The sequence below is a fragment of the Arthrobacter sp. 08Y14 genome (assembly GCF_002929455.1).
GTDB classification, from domain to species: domain Bacteria; phylum Actinomycetota; class Actinomycetes; order Actinomycetales; family Micrococcaceae; genus Arthrobacter_B; species Arthrobacter_B sunyaminii.
The window spans coordinates 369,075-386,692 of record NZ_PJIX01000003.1; the positions used below are offsets into that span (position 1 = coordinate 369,075).

Here is a 17,618-nt window from a genome sequence, read left to right on the forward strand (position 1 = left end):
GCGATGCTCGCCAAGCGGGCCAGGACGGCCCTGTACATTTCCCTCGGCCTGGCCGCACTCATTTGGGCGTGCTATTTCGTTGCCCTGCTCATAGGCCCGTCATCCCTGCGGGAGTTCGGAGTTCTGCCACGGCGGCTCGAAGGGCTGGACGGGATCCTGTTTGGCCCGCTGCTGCATGCCGGCCTCAACCACCTGCTGGGAAACACCCTGCCGCTGGTGGTCTTTTCCTTCCTGACATTGCTGGAAGGGGTTCGGCGGTATGCCGTGGTGATCGCCTCATCCTGGCTGGCGTCAGGGCTGGGTGTCTGGCTCTTCGGCGGCGGGCTGACCGTGGGGATATCAGGGGTTGTCTTCGGATTGTTTGCATACCTGATGGTCCGCGGAATCTACAACCGGGACATCCTGCAGCTGCTGCTGGCCGGAGTGCTTTTCCTGATCTACGGGTCACTGCTGTGGGGCGTGCTGCCGGTGAACATTGGTGTGTCCTGGCAGGCGCACCTCTTCGGTGCCGCCGGCGGTGTGCTGGCGGCGGTGCTGCTGAGCCGCAACCGGCAGAACAGGCGCACAAGCAAAAGCGGGCCCTCCCGTTGGGAAGACCCGCTCTAGCGCAGAAAACCAGGCAGTGCGGAAAACTAGCCGGCGTAAGGCTTGGCCGAGATGATCTCCACTGAGATCTCCTTGCCGTTCGGGGCCTTGTAAGTGACGCTGTCTCCTGCCTTCATGCCCTGGATTGCGGCGCCCAGAGGAGACTTTTCGCTGTAAACGTCGATGTCCGAGTCGCCGGCGATTTCACGGCTTCCCAGCAGGAAGGTCTCCACGTCGCCGGCAACCTTGGCTTCCACCAGCATGCCGGGTTCAACGACGCCGTCATCTGCCGGAGCTTCGCCCACGTGGGCGGTTTCCAGGAGCTGCGTCAGCTGGCGGATGCGGGCCTCAGCCTTGCCCTGCTCTTCCTTAGCTGCGTGGTACCCGCCGTTTTCCTTCAAATCGCCCTCGGAACGTGCCTGCTCAATGCGGGCAACGATTTCCGTGCGGCCGGGGCCGGACAGGTGATCCAGTTCCGCCTTCAGGCGGTCATAAGACTCCTGAGTGAGCCAAGCGGCAGGTGCGCTGTTGGTAGACACGGGTCTCTCCTTTTAAGTGACGACCAAACCACTGAATCTGGTTCGGCAGGCTGATATTGCTTCGGGGCCGGAACGGCCTGACAAGCAAAGACCCCGCCGGGCGGTGACCGTTCACTGGGATGATCACCTGGCGGGGCATAACGTAGGCTCCATACTAGTCAGCCAGAGCGAATTACCCAAGAACCCGCCGGATTTGACGGAACGGGCCAATCCTGCACCCCGGCGGCCGGGAACGCGGCGCAGCGGAACCGGAAGGCGCGCCGCTGAACCGGGAGAATGCGCCCGTGAAGTTAAGCCTAGAGCGTGTTTTCAGCCCTAGTCGTCAAGGAGCCAGCAGGCGTTCACTCCGCCGGTAACGCCCAGGGAATCGGTACGTATGTCCAGCCGGTGCCCGGTGGTTGCTTCTTCAGACGGGCCGATGGTGACCTGTTTCCACCCCACCACGGCGTAGCTCGAGCTGAGGACCTGAACGGCGCAGGACGCGCTGTCTTCAGGGTCTTTGGTGACTTGGAAGTCCACGCTGGCATGTGTGGCATCGGCAATGCTGAAGCCCACATCCTTGAAACTCACTTCGCCGCGCGGGGAAGGCATCGCCATGAGAGCGGCCGCTCCGCAGGCCAGCAGGACGGCGGCGCTGCCGGCAATGGTCTTGGCTCGCCGGGACCAGCCCGGCTTGGGCGCGCCGTAACGATTGGCTAATCTTGATGCGGACGGAAAATCATCCGGGGTCTGCTCGGGGGCGGGCTGCTTAACAGGACCTTCCTCAGTGCTCACTGCTTCATTTTATCCGAGTTTCCCCGTCCGATTTTCGCCAACCTTCTCAGGAGCTGCTTCGTGCCGACCGCCCCGCTTGATAATTCCAGCCGCCAGGAACCGCTGCGGCTGCTCGCCGTGCATGCTCATCCCGATGACGAAGCCAGCAAAGGCGCGGCCATGATGGCTTTCTACGCCGCCCGGGGCGTGGACGTTATGGTCGCCACCTGCACCGGCGGTGAACGTGGCAGTGTGCTGAATCCCGCACTCGAGGACAACGCTGCAGCGAAGCGGGACCTTGCCGGTCTTCGCCGAACCGAAATGGCCAATGCACAGCGTGAGCTGAACGTGCAGCACCGCTGGCTGGGATTCATGGACTCCGGCCTTCCGGAAGGCGATCCGCTGCCTGACCTGCCCTTTGGATGCTTCGCGCTGGAGCCGCTCGAGCGGGCCGCGGCACCCCTGATCAAGCTGGTGCGCGAGTTCCGCCCGCACGTCATCATCAGCTACGACGAGAACGGCGGCTACCCGCACCCGGACCACATCATGGCGCACAAGGTGGCTGTGGAGGCCTTCAATGCTGCCGGGGATCCGAACCGGTACCCGGGCACGGGCGAGCCCTGGGAACCGCTGAAGCTGTACTACGACCGCGCCTTCAATCCGGAGCGTTTCACCGCTCTGCATAATGCCCTCATGGAAGCAGGCGTGGACTCTCCCTACGCCGAGCGCATTGCCGCCTGGCAGGAAGCCGACGCCGAGGGCCACCAGCTGCCGGCCCCAACCCACCCGACCACCACGCAGATCCCGTGCGGAGACTATTTTGAAACCCGGGACCGGGCACTCAAGAGCCACCGCACCCAGGTGGACCCCAACGGATTCTTCTTCGCCGTTGACGCCGAAACCCAGCGCAGGATCTGGCCCTGGGAAGATTATTCGCTGATCATGTCCAGGGTGGACACCAAGCTTCCTGAAACGGATCTGTTCGCTGGCCTACGATAGAGGGCAGGGACGGCGCACAGCCGTCCGCTGCCAAGAGAGAGAATCACCGTGAACTTCCTGTACAGCCTGCCCCTGACCGTTCCCCCCGGCCCCGAGGACGGCGAGCTGAAAACCGGACTGAGCATTGCCGATGTGACCCCGGGCCTGCTCGGCTTCCTGGCGACCCTCTTCCTGGCGCTGGCAGTGGTGTTCCTCATCCGTGACATGGTGAAGCGCATCCGCCGGGTCCGCTACCGCGAGCAGGCACTTACCGGTGTTGGCACCGACGTTTTCATTCCCAGCACTGAAGATGTGAAGGCTGCCGAAGCCGGCAAAGCCGCAGAATCCGGCGGGGTGTCCGCTTCAACCACCGCAGCCGACGGGTCAGACACCACCCCGGGTTACTACAAGCGCGGATAGGAGCAACCCATGGCCGGCAGACTGCAGGGAGAGGCTTCGGCCTATTTGCGCCAGCATGCCGGCAACCCCGTGGATTGGTGGCCGTTCGGGGATGAGGCTTTTTCCGAGGCACGGCGCCGGAACGTGCCTGTCTTCATCTCGGTGGGGTACGCCGCCTGCCACTGGTGCCACGTGATGGCACATGAATCCTTCGAGGATCCCGTTACCGCCGCCTACCTGAATGAGAACTTCGTTTCCATCAAGGTGGACCGCGAGGAGCGCCCCGATGTGGACGCCGTGTATATGGCAGCCACCCAGGCCATGACCGGTCAGGGCGGATGGCCCATGAGTGTCTTCACCCTTCCCGACGGCCGGACCTTTTATGCGGGAACGTACTTCCCGCCCCGGCCGGTCCAGGGAATGCCGTCCTTCCGGGACGTCCTGGAAGCCGTAGCCTCCGCGTGGAATGACCGTCCCGGCGAGGTCCGGGAAAGCGCTGCCCAGCTGGCGGCACACCTGGCCTCGGCCCAGCAGGGGAACCGGCGGCTGCTCGGCCCGGTCCTGGATACCGGCCTGGACGCAGGAGACGACGCAGCCGACGCGACGGCGGCGCAGCACGTTCTGTCCGCCGCCGTTGAGACGCTGGCCGGTCTTGAGGACCGGCAGTTCGGCGGCTTTGGCGGAGCACCCAAATTTCCGCCCTCCACCGTTTTGCGCTTCCTGCTGGCTCACGCCGCCGCCGGAGGCTCCACGGCAGCCGAAGCCGGTGCACTCGCGGACCGGACTCTGGGCGCGATGGCCCGGAGCGCACTGTATGACCAGCTGGAGGGCGGATTCGCCCGCTACACGGTGGATCGCCGCTGGGCGGTGCCGCACTTCGAAAAAATGCTCTACGACAATGTGCAGCTGCTTTCGCTATATGCGCAGTGGGCCCGGACAGCCCTCGGTGCAGGGGACCGCCGGCTGGCACTGCGCGTGACACGCGAGACTGCTGACTGGATGATCCGCCGCCTGCGGGTGGAGGAAGGCGGCTTTGCTTCCTCCCTGGACGCGGACACCCTTATCCAGGGACACCGTGTAGAAGGCGGCACCTACGTATGGACGCCGGAGCAGATGAGGGAGGTCCTGGATCCGGAGCATGCGGACGCCGTATTGGGCCTGCTGGACCTGGAATCCGGGAACATGGCAGCCCATGGCGGCACCGGCAGCACCCTTCATTTCGGCCGGGTGCTGAGCGCTGCGGACGAGGGGCTGTGGCTTCGGCACCGGCCGTCCCTGGCGGCCGCGCGGAACCTCCGCCCGCAGCCGGAACGAGATGACAAAGTAGTGGCCGGGTGGAACGGGCTGGCCGTTGCAGCGCTGGCCTCCGCCGCCGTCGTCCTTTCTGACGCGGGAGAGGCCGGGGAAGCCGGGCGTATCCTCCGTGCCGCCGGGGACGCCGCGTCCTACCTGCTGCGTGTGCACCGAACCGGCGCCACTCTGCGGAGGGTCTCCCACGACGGGCACGCACAGGGCATTGAGGGCCTGCTGGAGGACTACGCCGGAGTGGCCGAAGGCCTGTTCGCGCTCTACGCCGCCACCGGCGATGAGCACTGGTACACCGAGGCGGAGTCCCTGGTCCTGGCCGCGGAAAACCGGTTCCGAACGGCGGGCGGGCTGCAGGACACCGCCGTCCGGCCCAACGAGCTGGTCAATGCCCAGGGATCGCAGGCCGCTGCCGATCCCCTGGACGGACCCACCCCCAGCGGTGCTGCGCTCTTCGCGGGCGTCTTGCTGACATACTCGGCGTATTCGGGATCGCTGCGGCACCGGGCGCTAGCGCAGTCGCTCCTGAAACATGTCGAAGTGGTGGGCGCCCAGGCGCCGCAGGCCGCCGGATGGGCCATGTCGGTGTTGCAGTTCCTGCTGGACGGGCCCCGGGAACTGGCTGTCACCGGTACGGATGCTGGGGCCGTTGCGGAGCTGCTGCGGGCAGCGCGCGACGCCGGCGGGCCGGGTCTGGTGATCGCCTCACGGATTGCGGCGCCCCGGTCTGCGGGTGCTGTGTTTGAAACCCGGGTGCCGCTGCTGCAGGGACGGGACCCGGGCGACGCGCCTGCGGTGGCTTACCTGTGCCGGGGGATGGTCTGCCGCCGGCCGGTCAGCTCAGCCGCTGAGCTGCAGGCACTGATCACGGGGGAATAACCGGGGACTAAGGCGGATTAGCCGGAAGCGCCGACTGAGAGCACTGCCATCAAAATGGCGGCATAGTGGCACGCGAACCCCACCAGTGTGAAGGCATGGAAAATCTCGTGGAAACCGAACCAGTCCAGTGAGGGGTTGGGTTTCTTCAGGGCGTAGATGACGGCGCCGGCAATGTACATGGCCCCGCCCGCCAGCACCAGCACGGCCGCTGCGGGATTGATCCTGAAGAAATCCGGAATGTAGATCAGTGCCGCCAGACCCAGGACAATATAGGCCGGGGTGTAAACCCAGCGCGGCGCGTGCAGCCAGAGCAGCCGGAACAATACCCCCGCCAAAGCTCCGCACCAGATGAACCACAGCAGGACCTTGGCCTTTTCCGGCGGCAGCAGGGACCAGGCAAGGGGTGTGTAGGACCCCGCGATGACCAGCATGATGTTGGTGTGGTCCAGTCGCTTGAGAATGATTTTGACCCTGGGGGACCAGTTGCCGCGGTGGTACACGGCGGAAACGCCAAACAACAGCACCCCGGTCAGCGCGTACACCGCGGAGGCGATCCGGGTTCCGTTGGTGGGTGCCAGGCAGATCAGGATGATGCCGGCGGCCAGGACAAAAGGTGTGGCACCGGCATGAAGCCAGCCCCGTAGCTTTGGTTTGATCTCCAAGATGTCCGCGGCTCGTTCCACGGCGGATTCAACCGGACCGGGAGCCTTTCGCGAGCTGGGATTGTGCTCCGGCGGAGCGGACGACGATGAAGATGTCATGGAGAAAATCCTAGCCTACGATCCGGTAGGTTACGGGTTGGCGGGAGGTTCATCGGGCACCTCCCGGGAGGACCGCGGGCCGCTCGCCGGACCGGTGGGGAGCGGGGAATCGGCCGGGCCGGCCGAGCCGCCGAAACTGTTCGCGGGTTTTTAGGAATACACTTTTTAGTGCGCCTCCCACATCCGCGGAGACGTTTTTCTTTCCGCAGGACAGGACAGGCAGGTGCAGCTCCGCATGAGGTTCCCGGGCGTTGTGTATGCCTTCTACGAACGCAAGCTGCGCCGAAGCCTCAGCCCGGACCGCATTCCCGAGCATATTGGCGTCATGGTGGACGGCAACCGGCGCTGGGCGAAACTGGCAGGTGCCCCCACGGCGGACGGCCACCAGGCCGGCGCGGACAAGATCCTGGAGTTCCTGGGCTGGTGCCAGGAACTCGGTGTGCGCCGGGTGACGCTGTACATGCTCTCCACCGACAACCTGAACCGGAGCCCGGACGAACTCGATCCGCTCCTGGACATCATTGGCAACACCCTGGACCGGCTGGGAGAGAAGGGGGACCTGCGGGTCAACGCCGTCGGAGCCCTGGACATTCTCCCCGCCAACCTCGCCGAAAAGCTCAACGCACTGGGCGCCAGCACCAGCGGCGCCGACGGGCTGCACGTCAACGTCGCCATTGGCTACGGCGGCCGCCGGGAGATTGTGGACGCGGTCAAAGAACTGCTGCATGACGCCGCCGCCCACGGTAAATCGATCGAGGAGATCACCGAGGAACTGTGCGATACGCAGATTTCGGAGTATCTCTACACACGCGGCCAGCCGGACCCGGAACTGGTCATCCGCACCTCGGGCGAACAGCGGCTCTCCGGGTTCCTCATGTGGCAAAGCGCGTACAGCGAGTTCTATTTCTGTGAAGCACTCTGGCCGGACTTCCGCCGGGTGGACTTCCTGCGTGCCCTGCGTGACTACGCCAACCGGCAGCGCCGCTTCGGTTCTTAAGGACCCTTTCCCGGTTGCGGACCCGCCGGACCGCCGCCGTGTGAACAGCAGATTAACTCCGGGCGGGCAGATAAAAACCGGGCCGTGTCCTGCTGCGGCCCGGGACCTAAGCGGCGTACCTTGGTGCTATTGATCAGCGACCCGCTGATGGAACCGGAGGCCGGATGCTCAACAGAGTGTTGCAGAAAGGCCGCAGCCAGGCCTTTCCCGGCCTGCGGACCTCCCCGCCCAGCTATCCGGGGCGCTGCCCCTGACTGGAGTCTCCGTGGCCCTTTCTTCTTCCCCGCGAACCGCTCCCGACGTCGACCAGGCCGGCTATGTGCTGGACACCTCGGTCCTGCTCTCGGACCCCAGGGCCATCCTGCGTTTCGCCGAACATGAAGTGATTGTTCCGCTGGTCGTCATTACCGAATTGGAGAAAAAGCGCCATGATCCCGAACTGGGCTATTTTGCCCGGGCCGCCCTGCGCCTGTTGGATGACCTGCGGATTGAGCACGGCGGGCTGAGCAAGCCCATCCCGCTGGGCGATTCCGGGGGCACCCTGCGGGTGGAACTGAACCATGTGTCGGTGGATGTCCTTCCGGCAGGCATCCGCGGAACCGACAATGACAGCCGCATCCTCGCCGTGGCCCGGAACCTGGCCGACGAGGGGCGCAACATCACAGTCGTCTCCAAGGACCTGCCCATGCGGGTCAAGGCCTCCGCCGTGGGACTGAAAACCGACGAGTACCGCAGCGATCTTGTCCGTGACACGGGCTGGACCGGCGTCGTCGAACTGGATGTTGCCGAAGCCGACGTGGACGGCCTGTATGAACACCGTCCCGTGTTCATTCCGGCAGCGGCCGAACTGCCGGTGAACACCGGGGTGGTCCTGCTCTCCGGCAGGGGCTCCGCGCTGGGACGGGTTGGCGCTGACAAGCAGGTGCGGCTGGTCCGCGGGGACCGTGATGTGTTTGGCCTGCACGGGCGTTCGGCCGAGCAGCGGCTGGCGATCGACCTGCTGATGGACTCGGAGGTGGGAATTGTGTCCCTCGGCGGCCGCGCGGGCACCGGCAAGTCCGCCCTGGCCCTGTGCGCCGGGCTGGAAGCCGTGCTGGAGCGCCGGGAACACCGCAAGGTGGTGGTCTTCCGTCCGCTGTATGCCGTCGGCGGCCAGGAGCTGGGCTACCTGCCCGGCACGGAGGCCGACAAGATGGGGCCGTGGGGACAGGCAGTGTTCGACACACTCGAGGCGCTGGTGTCCAAGGAGGTGCTGGAGGAGGTCCTGGACCGGGACATGCTGGAGGTCCTTCCACTGACCCATATCCGCGGCCGGTCCCTGCATGATTCCTTTGTCATCGTGGATGAGGCACAGTCACTGGAAAAGAATGTGCTCCTGACCGTGCTGTCCCGGATCGGACAGAACTCACGCGTGGTCCTCACCCACGACGTGGCGCAGCGCGACAACCTGCGGGTGGGGCGCCACGACGGGGTGGCCGCCGTCGTTGAGACGCTGAAGGGCCATCCGCTGTTTGGGCACATCACTCTGACGCGCTCCGAGCGCTCGCCGATTGCCGCGCTGGTGACGGAACTGCTGGAGGAGGGGCAGATCGGCTGACCCGCCGCGGTCTTGTCCACAGGACGGGACCGCCCCGGGCCGGAGGCGGCGGTGATGGCGTACCGTGAGCCCATGGTGGGGATCCTGGGGGAATACTGGTCAATGGGCGGAGCTGCCTTCTGGGTACTGTGCGCAGCGGCCGTGTACTTTGTGGTGCTGGCGGTGCGCCTTGCCGCCGTTGATGCGGCCACCCACCGCTTGCCCAACCGGATCGTGCTGCCGGCCTATCCCGTGTCAGCGGTCCTGCTGGGTGCAGCTGCCCTGGCCGCCGGCGAAGCGTCCCGCATCCCCGGGATGGTGCTGGCCGGCGTCGTGCTGTGGAGCGCGTACTTCCTGCTGCGGTTCGGCAGTCCCTCGGGGCTGGGCTTCGGCGACGTGAAACTGGCCGGTGTCCTGGGGCTCTGGCTGGGCTTTTTCAGCTGGGGGCACGTGCTGGCAGGCACCTTTGCTGCTTTCCTCCTGGGCGGGCTGTGGGGGATGTGGCTGATCCTGTCCAAGCGGGGAACGGCGAAAACCTCCATCGCTTTCGGTCCGTTCATGCTGGCCGGCGCCGCGCTCGCCATGGCACTGCCTGGCCTACAGTAGGACAATGCCTACGCCAGATTTTGTCCTGTCCCTGCGCGAAAAAATCGGCCATGAACTCCTGTGGCTGCCCGGGATTACCGGTGTTGTCCTGAACGAGGACCGCCAGGTGCTGCTGGTCCGCCGGACCGACAACGGCCGCTGGACCCTGGTCACCGGAATGCTGGAGCCGGGGGAGGAACCTGCGGCTGGCACCCTGCGGGAAGTCCACGAGGAAACAGGCGTCACAGCGGAAATTGAGCACCTCATCCACGTTGGCTCCCACGGACCCATCACGTTTCCCAACGGAGATCAGTGCACGTTCCTGAACGTGGGGTTCCGCTGCCGCTATGTGAGCGGCCAGGCGAGAGTGAACGACGACGAATCCACCGACGTCGGCTGGTTTGCCCTGGATAACCTGCCCGAGCTCAGTGAACGGCACCGGATGCTGCTGGACCTGGCGCTGAAGGCCGACGGCGTCCCCGCGTTTGACCGCTGAGCGCCGCTTCGACAGGTCGAGACGGAGGCCTAAACGCCGTCGGTCCCGGGGGATTTTCATACCCGCTCTGGGCTTCCGCGACCGTTTTGGGAATGTGCTACCGGTGCGCGGCGGCAGCACATTCCCAAAACGGTCGCTCTTGCTCAAACCGGTCACTTTTGCTCAAACCTGTTGCTCTTGCTCAAACCGGTCACTTTTGCCCGGGGCGGACTGCCGCCCTGAAACGGCCGGAGGCGGCACTAGTCCGCGCCAGGGCGACCGGAGCCTGGATTGGAGCCGGAAGTGGGGTTGGAGCCGGAATTGGAGCCGGCGCCCGAGTCGGACGGGAACCCCGGACCGGTGTCAGTAGCAGCGGATGCCTTCCCGGTTCCGGGCGTTCCGCCCTGCAGGGCGGCCAATCGCTCGGCTTCGAGGCGGTCTGCGTCGGCACCGCCCACGGCTTCACCGCGGGCCACCATGCCGGCTACATCGGAGAGGGGAATCTGCTTCAGGAACAGTGCCAGGATCAGGGCGATCACCAGGAACGGAATGAGGTACCAGAACACCGGGGCCAGGGAATCGGCGTAAGCGGTGACGATCCCGTCCCGGACCGGTTCAGGCAGGTCGTTCATCACGGCCGGCTGCAGGGTGGCGGTGGCCTCGTCCGCAGCGGAGGGATCGAACCCTGCCTTGGTGAACACATCCATCAGGTTTTCGGACAGGCGCGAGGTGAACATGGCACCGAAAATGGCCACGCCCAGGGAGGCGCCAACCTCCCTGAAGTAGTTGTTGCTGGAAGTGGCCGTACCGATCTGATCCACCGGTACGGAGTTCTGCACCACCAGGACCACCACCTGCATGATGTAGCCCAGGCCGGCGCCGAAAACGAACAGCTGGGCGCAGATCACCCAGACCGGGGTTTCGGCGGACAGCGTGGTCATCCACAGCATCGCGACAATGACCAGGGAAGCGCCCATGATCGGGTATTTCTTGTACTTGCCGGTTTTGGTGATGGCCAGCCCCGAGTAGATCGAGGTGCCCATCATGCCCACCATCATCGGCAGCATCAGCAGGCCGGATACGGCTGCCGAGGTGCCGGTGGACATCTGCAGGAAGGTCGGCACGAACGCCAGTGCTGCGAACATGCCCATACCGAGGGTGAAACCGATGGCGGTGCTGTTGATGAAGATCGGGTTCCGAAACAGGCTCATCGGAATGATCGGGTCCGCCACCCGGTTTTCGACCATGACGAACAGGACGGCGGCAACCAGCATGCCGGCGCCGAAGGACTGGGTCAGCGGGTCCGTCCAGCCGTGGTCGGCGCGGCCGCCGAAATCGGTGAAGAAGATCAGGCAGGTCGTGGCGATCGACAGGAGCACCACGCCGCCGACGTCAATGCGCTTGGTCGCCTTCTTGCTCGGCAGGGTCAGGGTGAAGAACGCGACCAGGAAAGCAATGATGCCAATCGGAATGTTGATGTAGAACGCCCACTGCCACGTCATGTGGTCCACGAAGAACCCGCCGAGGAGGGGGCCGGCGACGGCGGAGAGGCCAAAGATGCCGCCGAGCGGGCCGAGGTACTTGCCGCGCTCGTTGGCCGGCACAATGTCCGCGATGATGGCCTGGGACAGGATCATCAGACCGCCGCCGCCCAGGCCCTGGACGGCGCGGAAGATGACGAAGCCCCAGAAGTCAGTGGCAAAGGCGCAGCCGACGGACGCCAGCGTAAACAGGGCAATCGCGAAGAGGAAAAGATTGCGCCGGCCCAGCACGTCGCCGAATTTGCCGTAGATCGGCATCACGATGGTGGTGGCCAGCAGATAAGCGGTGGTGATCCAGGTCTGGTGCTCAACGCCGCCCAGTTCGCCCACGATGGTGGGCATGGCGGTGGACACGATGGTCTGGTCCAGGCTGGAAAGCAGCATGCCTGCGATCAGCGCGGAGAAAATGATCCAGATGCGTTTCTGGGTCAACAGCAGCGGCGCGGAGCCCTGCGTGTCGGTGGCGGTCATGAAGGGTCCTTGGATGAGGGGTGGGGCAGGGGAGAAGCGGCGGAAATCACTTCGTGCATGGCGTTGACGGCTTCGGAGAGTATTTCGCGGTAGGGGCGGGAGTTTCCCGGGTCGAAGAACGCAGGCCCGGCACGTTGGGCCAGTGCGGTGAACAGTGCCAGGGCGGCTTGGATCTTCGGGTCGGCGGGTGGAAGCCCTTCCCGCGCCGACAGGAGGGCGGCGAACGCCTCCTCGGCTTCCTGTGACCCGTGAAGTACCTTTTCCAGGAGGCGGGGCTCGGCGGCGACGGCCAGTTTCAACTGCACCATTTGGTCACGGGACATGACCATCCGGTCCATCATGGCAGCGGCAAAATCCACGAAGTCGGACAGGAGGGAGGGCGAGATGGTGTCCCGGCCCGACGAGGCGCCGCGCGCAATGAATTCCTCGGCAAGATCAGCGGGAATTTCATCCGCCGGTGAACCGAGGACGGCGTCTTCCTTCGCGGGAAAGTAGTTAAAGAACGTCCGCCGGGAGATGCCGACCTTCTCGCAGAGTTCCTCCACGGTGTAACCCGAAAAGCCGCATTCGGCGGTCAGGATGCGGGCAGCGGTAATGATGGCAAGCTTGGTGGCGGTGCGCTTGCGCTCACGCAGGCCGACGCCCTCTGTTAATGCACTATCGGTCACAAAGTAAAGTTTTGCACCGTGTGAATCAGAGTGCAATCCCGGTGGTTCTGTGCCAACTCATGCAGCAGGGCACCCGGCCACTCGGCCGGATGCCCTGCTGCCGCGCGGTTGCCGCTTAGGGCGGCGGACCTGCGGTGTTACTGGGGAAAGCTGCGGGACTAAGCCTGTGGCGGCTTCGTCATGGAGAGGACGTCAAGGGCAGCGTCAAGCTGTTCCTCGGTGACCTCGCCGCGCTCGACGAAACCGAGTTCGACGACGGACTGGCGGATGGTCTTGCCTTCCTTGACCGCGAACTTGGCGATCTTGGCAGCGTTCTCGTAGCCGATGTACTTGTTCAGCGGCGTCACGATGGACGGGGAAGCCTCGGCCAGGTAGCGGGCGCGCTCCACATTGGCTTCGATGCCGTCGATCATCTTGTCCGCCATGATGACAGAGGAGTTGGCCAGCAGGCGGATCGATTCCAGCAGGTTCGAGGCGATGACGGGGATGCCGACGTTGAGCTCGAAGTAGCCGAAGGTGCCTGCCCAGGCGATGGCGGCGTCGTTGCCCACAACCTGTGCGGCCACCTGCATGACGGCCTCGGAAATGACGGGGTTGACCTTGCCCGGCATGATCGAGGAGCCCGGCTGCAGGTCGGGGATGGCGATCTCGCCCAGGCCGGTGTTGGGGCCGGAGCCCATCCAGCGCAGGTCGTTGGCGATCTTGGAGAAGGACACTGCGATGGTGCGCAGCATGCCGGAGACCTCAACGAGGGCGTCGCGGTTGGCCTGGGATTCAAAGTGGTCCCGGGCTTCGGTCAGCGGCAGGCCGGTGTCGGCAGCCAGCAGTTCGATCACGCGCTGCGGGAAACCGGCCGGGGTGTTGATGCCGGTGCCGACGGCGGTGCCGCCCAGCGGAACTTCGGCGACGCGGGGGAGGGAGGCCTGAACGCGCTCGATGCCGTAGCGGACCTGAGCGGCGTAACCGCCGAATTCCTGGCCCAGGGTCACCGGGGTGGCATCCATGAGGTGGGTGCGGCCGGACTTGACGACGTCCTTGAACTCTTCAGCCTTGCGCTCCAGGGAAGCGGCCAGGTGTTCCAGGGCCGGGATCAGGTTGTTGATCAGGGCCGAGGTGGCGGCCACGTGCACGGAGGTGGGGAAGACATCGTTGGAGGACTGCGAGGCGTTGACGTGGTCGTTCGGGTGAACCGTGGTCTCGCTCCCGGCGGCCTTGAGCGCGCGGCTGGCGAGTTCGGCGAGGACCTCGTTGGTGTTCATGTTCGAGGACGTGCCGGAACCGGTCTGGAACACGTCGATCGGGAACTGGTCGTAGTGCTGTCCGGCGGCAACCTCATCGGCAGCAGCAGCAATCGCCTTGGCGCGCTCGTCGTCGAGCACTCCCAGTTCGGCGTTGGCGGTGGCGGCCGCCTTCTTGATGCGGGCCAGTGCCTCGATGTGTGCGTCGTCCAGCGGCTTGCCCGAGATGGGGAAGTTCTCGACGGCGCGCTGGGTCTGTGCGCGGTACAGGGCGTTGACCGGGACCCGGACCTCGCCCATGGTGTCATGTTCGATGCGGTATTCAGGAGTGTCAGAAGTCATGGTCCCAAGCCTAGTATCCGAGGGCGCCGGGGCAGAAACGCGCGGTCGTCCGGTGACGCCGCTCTTGTTCCGTCCCCGGCACCGTGATCCGGGGCCGCTGGGGTCAGGAAGCGGGTGAACGCACGACGGCGGGGTGGGTGAGGGCGCCGTATCCGGAGACCAGGTCTGCTGCGCCTTCGGCCAGCCGGTAGGAGACACCGATGACTGCGGTTCGGCCTTCCTCGACGGCTGCGGAAATGATGGAGGAACTTTCGACCAGGCGGGCGGCGGTCTGCTTGGTGTGCTCCACCACCATGTCGTTGACCTCGGTGAGTCCGTTGCGCTGGGCAGCGAGGACGGATGGCGTGATCCGTTCCACGAGGTTGCGCAGGTGCCCGCCGGGCATCTCGCCCGTGTCCACCGTGCGCTTGGCTTCGGTCACCGCGCCGCAGCTGTCATGGCCCAGCACCAGAATGAGCGGCACGCCGAGCTTGGCGACGCTGTACTCCAGGGAGCCGAGGACGGCGTCGTCGATCACCTGACCGGCGGTGCGGATCACGAAGGCGTCGCCGAGGCCAAGGTCGAAGATGATCTCGGCGGCGAGCCGGGAGTCGGAACAGCCGAAGATGACGGCAAAGGGGTTTTGTTCGTGGACGAGGGAGCTGCGCCTGCTGGCGTCCTGGTTCGGATGTGAGGACTGACCGGCGACAAAGCGGGCATTGCCTTCCCGCAGCGTCTGCCAGGCCTGGGCGGGTGTTATTGCTGAAGCGGTGGGTTCATTCACAGGTCTTAGCGTAACCCCGGCACCGCACCGGGCAGTTAATCGTTACTAAGGTCGCTGACTACCGCTTCTGCGAGGACATCAAACTCGGCAAGATCTGCCTCGCCCGTGAGGACCACGGTCAAGCCGTTCAGCTCCAGCACCATGCTGGCCTTGCCGTCCGCTGAGTCCCGCAGCTCCCAGGTCTGTCCGCCGGCAGTGCGCTCTCCGGCAACCTTCGCATCGCCGGAGGTCTGGGCAATCCAGGTGGGGTTGCCGGCGTCGGTCTCGGACAGGCGGATGAATTCCATGCCTTCAGTGACATAACCCACTTCCCAGACGGGTACGCCGGCACTGCCGGTGGCTTCCCAGCGGGCGTAGTTGGCGCTCCAGCCCTCGGGCAGATCCGGCGCCAGGGGTGCGTACCCGGCATCTCCGGCCGCCTGCGACGCGGTTGCCTTTACGTCGACACTGCGGACCTGCATCTTGGGGGCGGGGTTCAGCAGCACCGGAATCAGGACCAGCAGCACCGTAATGCCGGTGGCGATCAGCATGCCGATCACCGTGGCATTGGCACGCTTGGCCTGCTTCTGGGTCAGTACCGGGGTTACGGGCGTCTCTTGGTCCTGCTGCTGCTCACTCACCTTTCCATGATCGCTTATCCGGGCCTGCAACTCCTAGTCGGGCCGGTCAACGCAACAGGCCAAATGTGGCGCGGTTGGCGGTGGTGCAGGCCACACCGACTATGATCGGAGCAAGGATCATCCGTTTTTGGTTAATCGCCAAGCGGTTCGCATCGAAATTTCGAAGATGAGGTTAGACGTGTCCAAAGGCGCTCAGTACTCCACACTTTCCCCCGCCCTGGCAGTAGGCGACGACGAGCCGGACCGGAATCTGGCCCTGGAACTGGTCCGGGTCACCGAGGCAGCCGCCATTGCCGGCGGCCACTGGGTGGGCTTCGGCGACAAGAACGCGGCGGACGGCGCTGCCGTCGACGCCATGCGTTCCCTGATTTCCACGGTGCACTTCAACGGTGTTGTGGTTATTGGTGAAGGCGAAAAAGACGAAGCCCCCATGCTGTACAACGGCGAGCACGTCGGTGACGGCACCGGCGCCCTGTGCGACGTCGCCGTGGACCCGATCGACGGCACCCGCCTGACGGCGCTGGGCCTCAACAACGCCGTGGCCGTGCTGGCCGTGGCCGAGCGCGGCACCATGTTTGACCCCTCCGCCGTGTTCTACATGGAAAAACTGATCACCGGCCCCGAAGCCGCCGACATGGTGGACCTGCGCCTGCCGGTCAAGCAGAACCTGCACCTGATCGCCAAGGCCAAGGGCAAGAAGATCAACCAGTTGAACGTGATGATCCTGGACCGGGACCGGCACAAGCCCCTGGTGCAGGAAATCCGCGACGCCGGTGCCCGCACCCGGATGCTGATGGACGGCGACGTTGCCGGCGGCATCGCAGCGGCCCGCGAGGGCACCGACGTCGACGCCCTGATGGGTATCGGCGGCACCCCCGAAGGCATCATCACGGCCTGCGCCATCAAAACCCTCGGCGGCGTCATCCAGGGCCGGCTGTGGCCCACCTCGGATGAGGAGAAGCAGAAGGCGATCGACGCCGGCCACGACCTGGACCGCGTCATGACCACCAATGACCTGGTCACCAGCGACAACTGCTACTTCGCGGCCACCGGCATCACCGACGGCGACCTGGTCCGCGGCGTGCGCTACAGCAAGGACCGTGTGCTTACGCAGTCCATCGTGATGCGTTCCAAGTCCGGAACCATCCGTGTGGTGGACGGCGAGCACCAGTCACACAAGTGGGAGTCCTACGCCCGCCTGAAGTAGGCAGCAGCCCACCAGCGAGAAGCCCCGGAATCTATTCCGGGGCTTTTTGCTGCCCGGCGGCTGGTTACCGGTATGCGCCGGATGCCGCCGCGGCGGCGGGAATCCGGTTGCGGCCAATGACCCGGTACACAATAGCGGCAAGGGCGACGACGGCGGCCGCGGCAATCGCGGCAATGGCTGTTCCGGTGGACAGCAGTTCGCCGTTGAGGCGGGACACGGCAATCCACGACAGGCCCCAGGACAGCGCGGCTGCAGGGGCCAGCCGTCCGCGGCCGAAGGCTGCCAGCGCCACGCCAATGGCCGCGACGACGGCCAGGATACCGACGGACCAGACTTCCGGGGCGAGACCAAAGCCGTCGAAACCGGCGTCGGTCAGGGCTGCGGCAGTGTTGGCGCAGGTGGCCACCGCCACCCAGCCCAGATACAGGCCCAGGGTTCCGTCCACGGCAATGGCCTCAATCCAGTTGGCCGCCGGCGTCCGGGAGTAGCTGGCGAAGCAGACCGCGAGGACCACGAGCAGGGCCACGATGACCAGCACGCTCACGGCCACCCAGCCGGCCTGGACCGTCAGGATCCACGCGGCGTTCAGGACCAGCGAAGCGGCAACCAGCCAGCCCAGCGAACGCTGGCGTTCGGAGGACCGCTGGGACGGCAGCCACTGCCAGATGGTGTACAAGCCCAGGCCGGTGTAAATCACGGACCAGATGGAGAAGGCACCGCTGGCAGGGGCGAGATAGGTGGCGTCAGCGTTCAGTGCGCCGCCGGCCGCCTCGGCGATGGGCGTGCCGCCAAACACGCCCACGCCGATGACGGAACCGACTATGCAGATGACGTAGCAGACAGTGACCGTTAGCTGCCGGGCAAGATCATTTCCTCGCGAGGCCGGGGGACGGGTGCCTGGAGTTGAAGTAGTCATAGTCGAGCGTAACAAGTGGC

19 protein-coding genes are annotated in these 17,618 nt (G+C 65.3%); 10 read left to right on the top strand and 9 right to left on the bottom strand.

Going from position 1 to position 17,618, the window contains the following annotated elements; all coding sequences use genetic code 11:
• The first annotated feature begins 3 nt into the window (after positions 1 to 3).
• Complete coding sequence (locus CXR03_RS14160; RefSeq protein WP_104104396.1) at positions 4 to 606, top strand: rhomboid family intramembrane serine protease; 603 nt, start codon at positions 4 to 6, stop codon at positions 604 to 606.
• Between the two features lie 26 nt (positions 607 to 632).
• On the opposite strand, the gene greA is transcribed toward CXR03_RS14160, so the two are convergent.
• The gene (gene greA, locus CXR03_RS14165; protein ID WP_104055175.1) at positions 633 to 1,124 is read right to left on the bottom strand and encodes a transcription elongation factor GreA; all 492 of its coding nucleotides are present in this window, start codon (positions 1,122 to 1,124) and stop codon (positions 633 to 635) included.
• Positions 1,125 to 1,439: 315 nt separating this feature from the next.
• Entirely contained in the window at positions 1,440 to 1,898 is a 459-nt protein-coding gene (locus CXR03_RS14170) for a DUF4307 domain-containing protein (RefSeq protein WP_237688667.1), read from the bottom strand.
• A 60-nt stretch (positions 1,899 to 1,958) separates the two neighbouring features.
• Between CXR03_RS14170 and mca the strand changes: the two genes are divergently transcribed.
• The 3 genes from mca to CXR03_RS14185 are packed head-to-tail and all read left to right on the top strand — an operon-like array spanning position 1,959 to position 5,438.
• Positions 1,959 to 2,876 carry a mycothiol conjugate amidase Mca gene (gene mca, locus CXR03_RS14175; RefSeq protein ID WP_104104397.1) on the top strand — a complete coding sequence of 306 codons (918 nt, stop codon included), beginning with the start codon at positions 1,959 to 1,961 and terminating at the stop codon, positions 2,874 to 2,876.
• 48 nt (positions 2,877 to 2,924) lie between these two features.
• Positions 2,925 to 3,275 (top strand): hypothetical protein, encoded by a 351-nt coding sequence (locus CXR03_RS14180; protein WP_104104398.1) that lies wholly within the window; start codon positions 2,925 to 2,927, stop codon positions 3,273 to 3,275.
• A gap of 9 nt (positions 3,276 to 3,284) precedes the next feature.
• Positions 3,285 to 5,438 (top strand): thioredoxin domain-containing protein, encoded by a 2,154-nt coding sequence (locus CXR03_RS14185; protein ID WP_104104399.1) that lies wholly within the window; start codon positions 3,285 to 3,287, stop codon positions 5,436 to 5,438.
• 17 nt (positions 5,439 to 5,455) lie between these two features.
• On the opposite strand, the gene CXR03_RS14190 is transcribed toward CXR03_RS14185, so the two are convergent.
• Positions 5,456 to 6,199: a hemolysin III family protein gene (locus tag CXR03_RS14190; RefSeq protein ID WP_104104400.1), complete on the bottom strand. Its 744-nt coding sequence runs from the start codon at positions 6,197 to 6,199 to the stop codon at positions 5,456 to 5,458.
• On the opposite strand from CXR03_RS14190, the gene CXR03_RS18330 reads away from it, so the two are divergent.
• The 5 genes from CXR03_RS18330 (at position 6,198) to CXR03_RS14210 (ending at position 9,853) form a co-directional block, all read left to right on the top strand.
• Entirely contained in the window at positions 6,198 to 6,353 is a 156-nt protein-coding gene (locus CXR03_RS18330; protein WP_181034618.1) for a hypothetical protein, read from the top strand. The two genes, CXR03_RS14190 and CXR03_RS18330, sit on opposite strands and share 2 nt — an antisense overlap.
• 81 nt (positions 6,354 to 6,434) lie before the next feature.
• Positions 6,435 to 7,196: an isoprenyl transferase gene (locus CXR03_RS14195; RefSeq protein ID WP_104104684.1), complete on the top strand. Its 762-nt coding sequence runs from the start codon at positions 6,435 to 6,437 to the stop codon at positions 7,194 to 7,196.
• A 265-nt stretch (positions 7,197 to 7,461) separates the two neighbouring features.
• Positions 7,462 to 8,793: a PhoH family protein gene (locus CXR03_RS14200; RefSeq protein ID WP_258073662.1), complete on the top strand. Its 1,332-nt coding sequence runs from the start codon at positions 7,462 to 7,464 to the stop codon at positions 8,791 to 8,793.
• A gap of 72 nt (positions 8,794 to 8,865) precedes the next feature.
• A complete protein-coding gene (locus tag CXR03_RS14205; protein ID WP_104104685.1) occupies positions 8,866 to 9,378 on the top strand; it encodes an A24 family peptidase in 513 nt (170 codons plus the stop codon).
• Between the two features lie 4 nt (positions 9,379 to 9,382).
• On the top strand, positions 9,383 to 9,853 hold the full coding sequence (locus CXR03_RS14210; protein WP_104104402.1) for an NUDIX domain-containing protein: 471 nt from the start codon (positions 9,383 to 9,385) through the stop codon (positions 9,851 to 9,853).
• 239 nt (positions 9,854 to 10,092) lie between these two features.
• Here the strand turns inward: CXR03_RS14210 and CXR03_RS14215 are convergent, their stop codons facing one another.
• The 5 genes from CXR03_RS14215 to CXR03_RS14235 all read right to left on the bottom strand — a co-directional run bounded on the left by CXR03_RS14215 (position 10,093) and on the right by CXR03_RS14235 (position 15,475).
• Positions 10,093 to 11,844, bottom strand: coding sequence for an MDR family MFS transporter (locus tag CXR03_RS14215; protein WP_104104403.1), 1,752 nt, complete (start codon positions 11,842 to 11,844; stop codon positions 10,093 to 10,095).
• On the bottom strand, positions 11,841 to 12,512 hold the full coding sequence (locus CXR03_RS14220) for a TetR/AcrR family transcriptional regulator (protein ID WP_181034619.1): 672 nt from the start codon (positions 12,510 to 12,512) through the stop codon (positions 11,841 to 11,843). Before CXR03_RS14220 ends, CXR03_RS14215 begins: the two co-directional genes overlap by 4 nt.
• Positions 12,513 to 12,670: 158 nt before the next feature.
• Positions 12,671 to 14,092, bottom strand: a complete 1,422-nt coding sequence (locus CXR03_RS14225) for a class II fumarate hydratase (protein WP_104104405.1) — start codon at positions 14,090 to 14,092, stop codon at positions 12,671 to 12,673.
• A 103-nt stretch (positions 14,093 to 14,195) separates the two neighbouring features.
• On the bottom strand, positions 14,196 to 14,855 hold the full coding sequence (locus CXR03_RS14230; protein WP_104104406.1) for a carbonic anhydrase: 660 nt from the start codon (positions 14,853 to 14,855) through the stop codon (positions 14,196 to 14,198).
• A gap of 35 nt (positions 14,856 to 14,890) precedes the next feature.
• Entirely contained in the window at positions 14,891 to 15,475 is a 585-nt protein-coding gene (locus CXR03_RS14235; protein ID WP_258073663.1) for a DUF4245 domain-containing protein, read from the bottom strand.
• A 166-nt stretch (positions 15,476 to 15,641) separates the two neighbouring features.
• Between CXR03_RS14235 and glpX the strand changes: the two genes are divergently transcribed.
• Positions 15,642 to 16,682, top strand: a complete 1,041-nt coding sequence (gene glpX / locus CXR03_RS14240; RefSeq protein WP_104055186.1) for a class II fructose-bisphosphatase — start codon at positions 15,642 to 15,644, stop codon at positions 16,680 to 16,682.
• A gap of 64 nt (positions 16,683 to 16,746) precedes the next feature.
• On the opposite strand, the gene CXR03_RS14245 is transcribed toward glpX, so the two are convergent.
• A complete protein-coding gene (locus CXR03_RS14245; RefSeq protein WP_104104407.1) occupies positions 16,747 to 17,598 on the bottom strand; it encodes a tryptophan-rich sensory protein in 852 nt (283 codons plus the stop codon).
• Between the last annotated feature and the right edge of the window lie 20 nt (positions 17,599 to 17,618).

Coding starts and splice junctions, on each gene's coding strand:
- CXR03_RS14160 (WP_104104396.1), top strand. CDS start 4: ATGCTCGCCAAGCGGGCCAGGACGGCCCTGTACATTTCCCTCGGCCTG.
- CXR03_RS14185 (WP_104104399.1), top strand. CDS start 3,285: ATGGCCGGCAGACTGCAGGGAGAGGCTTCGGCCTATTTGCGCCAGCAT.
- CXR03_RS18330 (WP_181034618.1), top strand. CDS start 6,198: ATGGAGAAAATCCTAGCCTACGATCCGGTAGGTTACGGGTTGGCGGGA.
- CXR03_RS14190 (WP_104104400.1), bottom strand. CDS start 6,199: ATGACATCTTCATCGTCGTCCGCTCCGCCGGAGCACAATCCCAGCTCG.
- CXR03_RS14195 (WP_104104684.1), top strand. CDS start 6,435: ATGAGGTTCCCGGGCGTTGTGTATGCCTTCTACGAACGCAAGCTGCGC.
- CXR03_RS14205 (WP_104104685.1), top strand. CDS start 8,866: ATGGTGGGGATCCTGGGGGAATACTGGTCAATGGGCGGAGCTGCCTTC.
- CXR03_RS14210 (WP_104104402.1), top strand. CDS start 9,383: ATGCCTACGCCAGATTTTGTCCTGTCCCTGCGCGAAAAAATCGGCCAT.
- CXR03_RS14215 (WP_104104403.1), bottom strand. CDS start 11,844: ATGACCGCCACCGACACGCAGGGCTCCGCGCCGCTGCTGTTGACCCAG.
- CXR03_RS14225 (WP_104104405.1), bottom strand. CDS start 14,092: ATGACTTCTGACACTCCTGAATACCGCATCGAACATGACACCATGGGC.
- glpX (WP_104055186.1), top strand. CDS start 15,642: ATGAGGTTAGACGTGTCCAAAGGCGCTCAGTACTCCACACTTTCCCCC.
- CXR03_RS14245 (WP_104104407.1), bottom strand. CDS start 17,598: ATGACTACTTCAACTCCAGGCACCCGTCCCCCGGCCTCGCGAGGAAAT.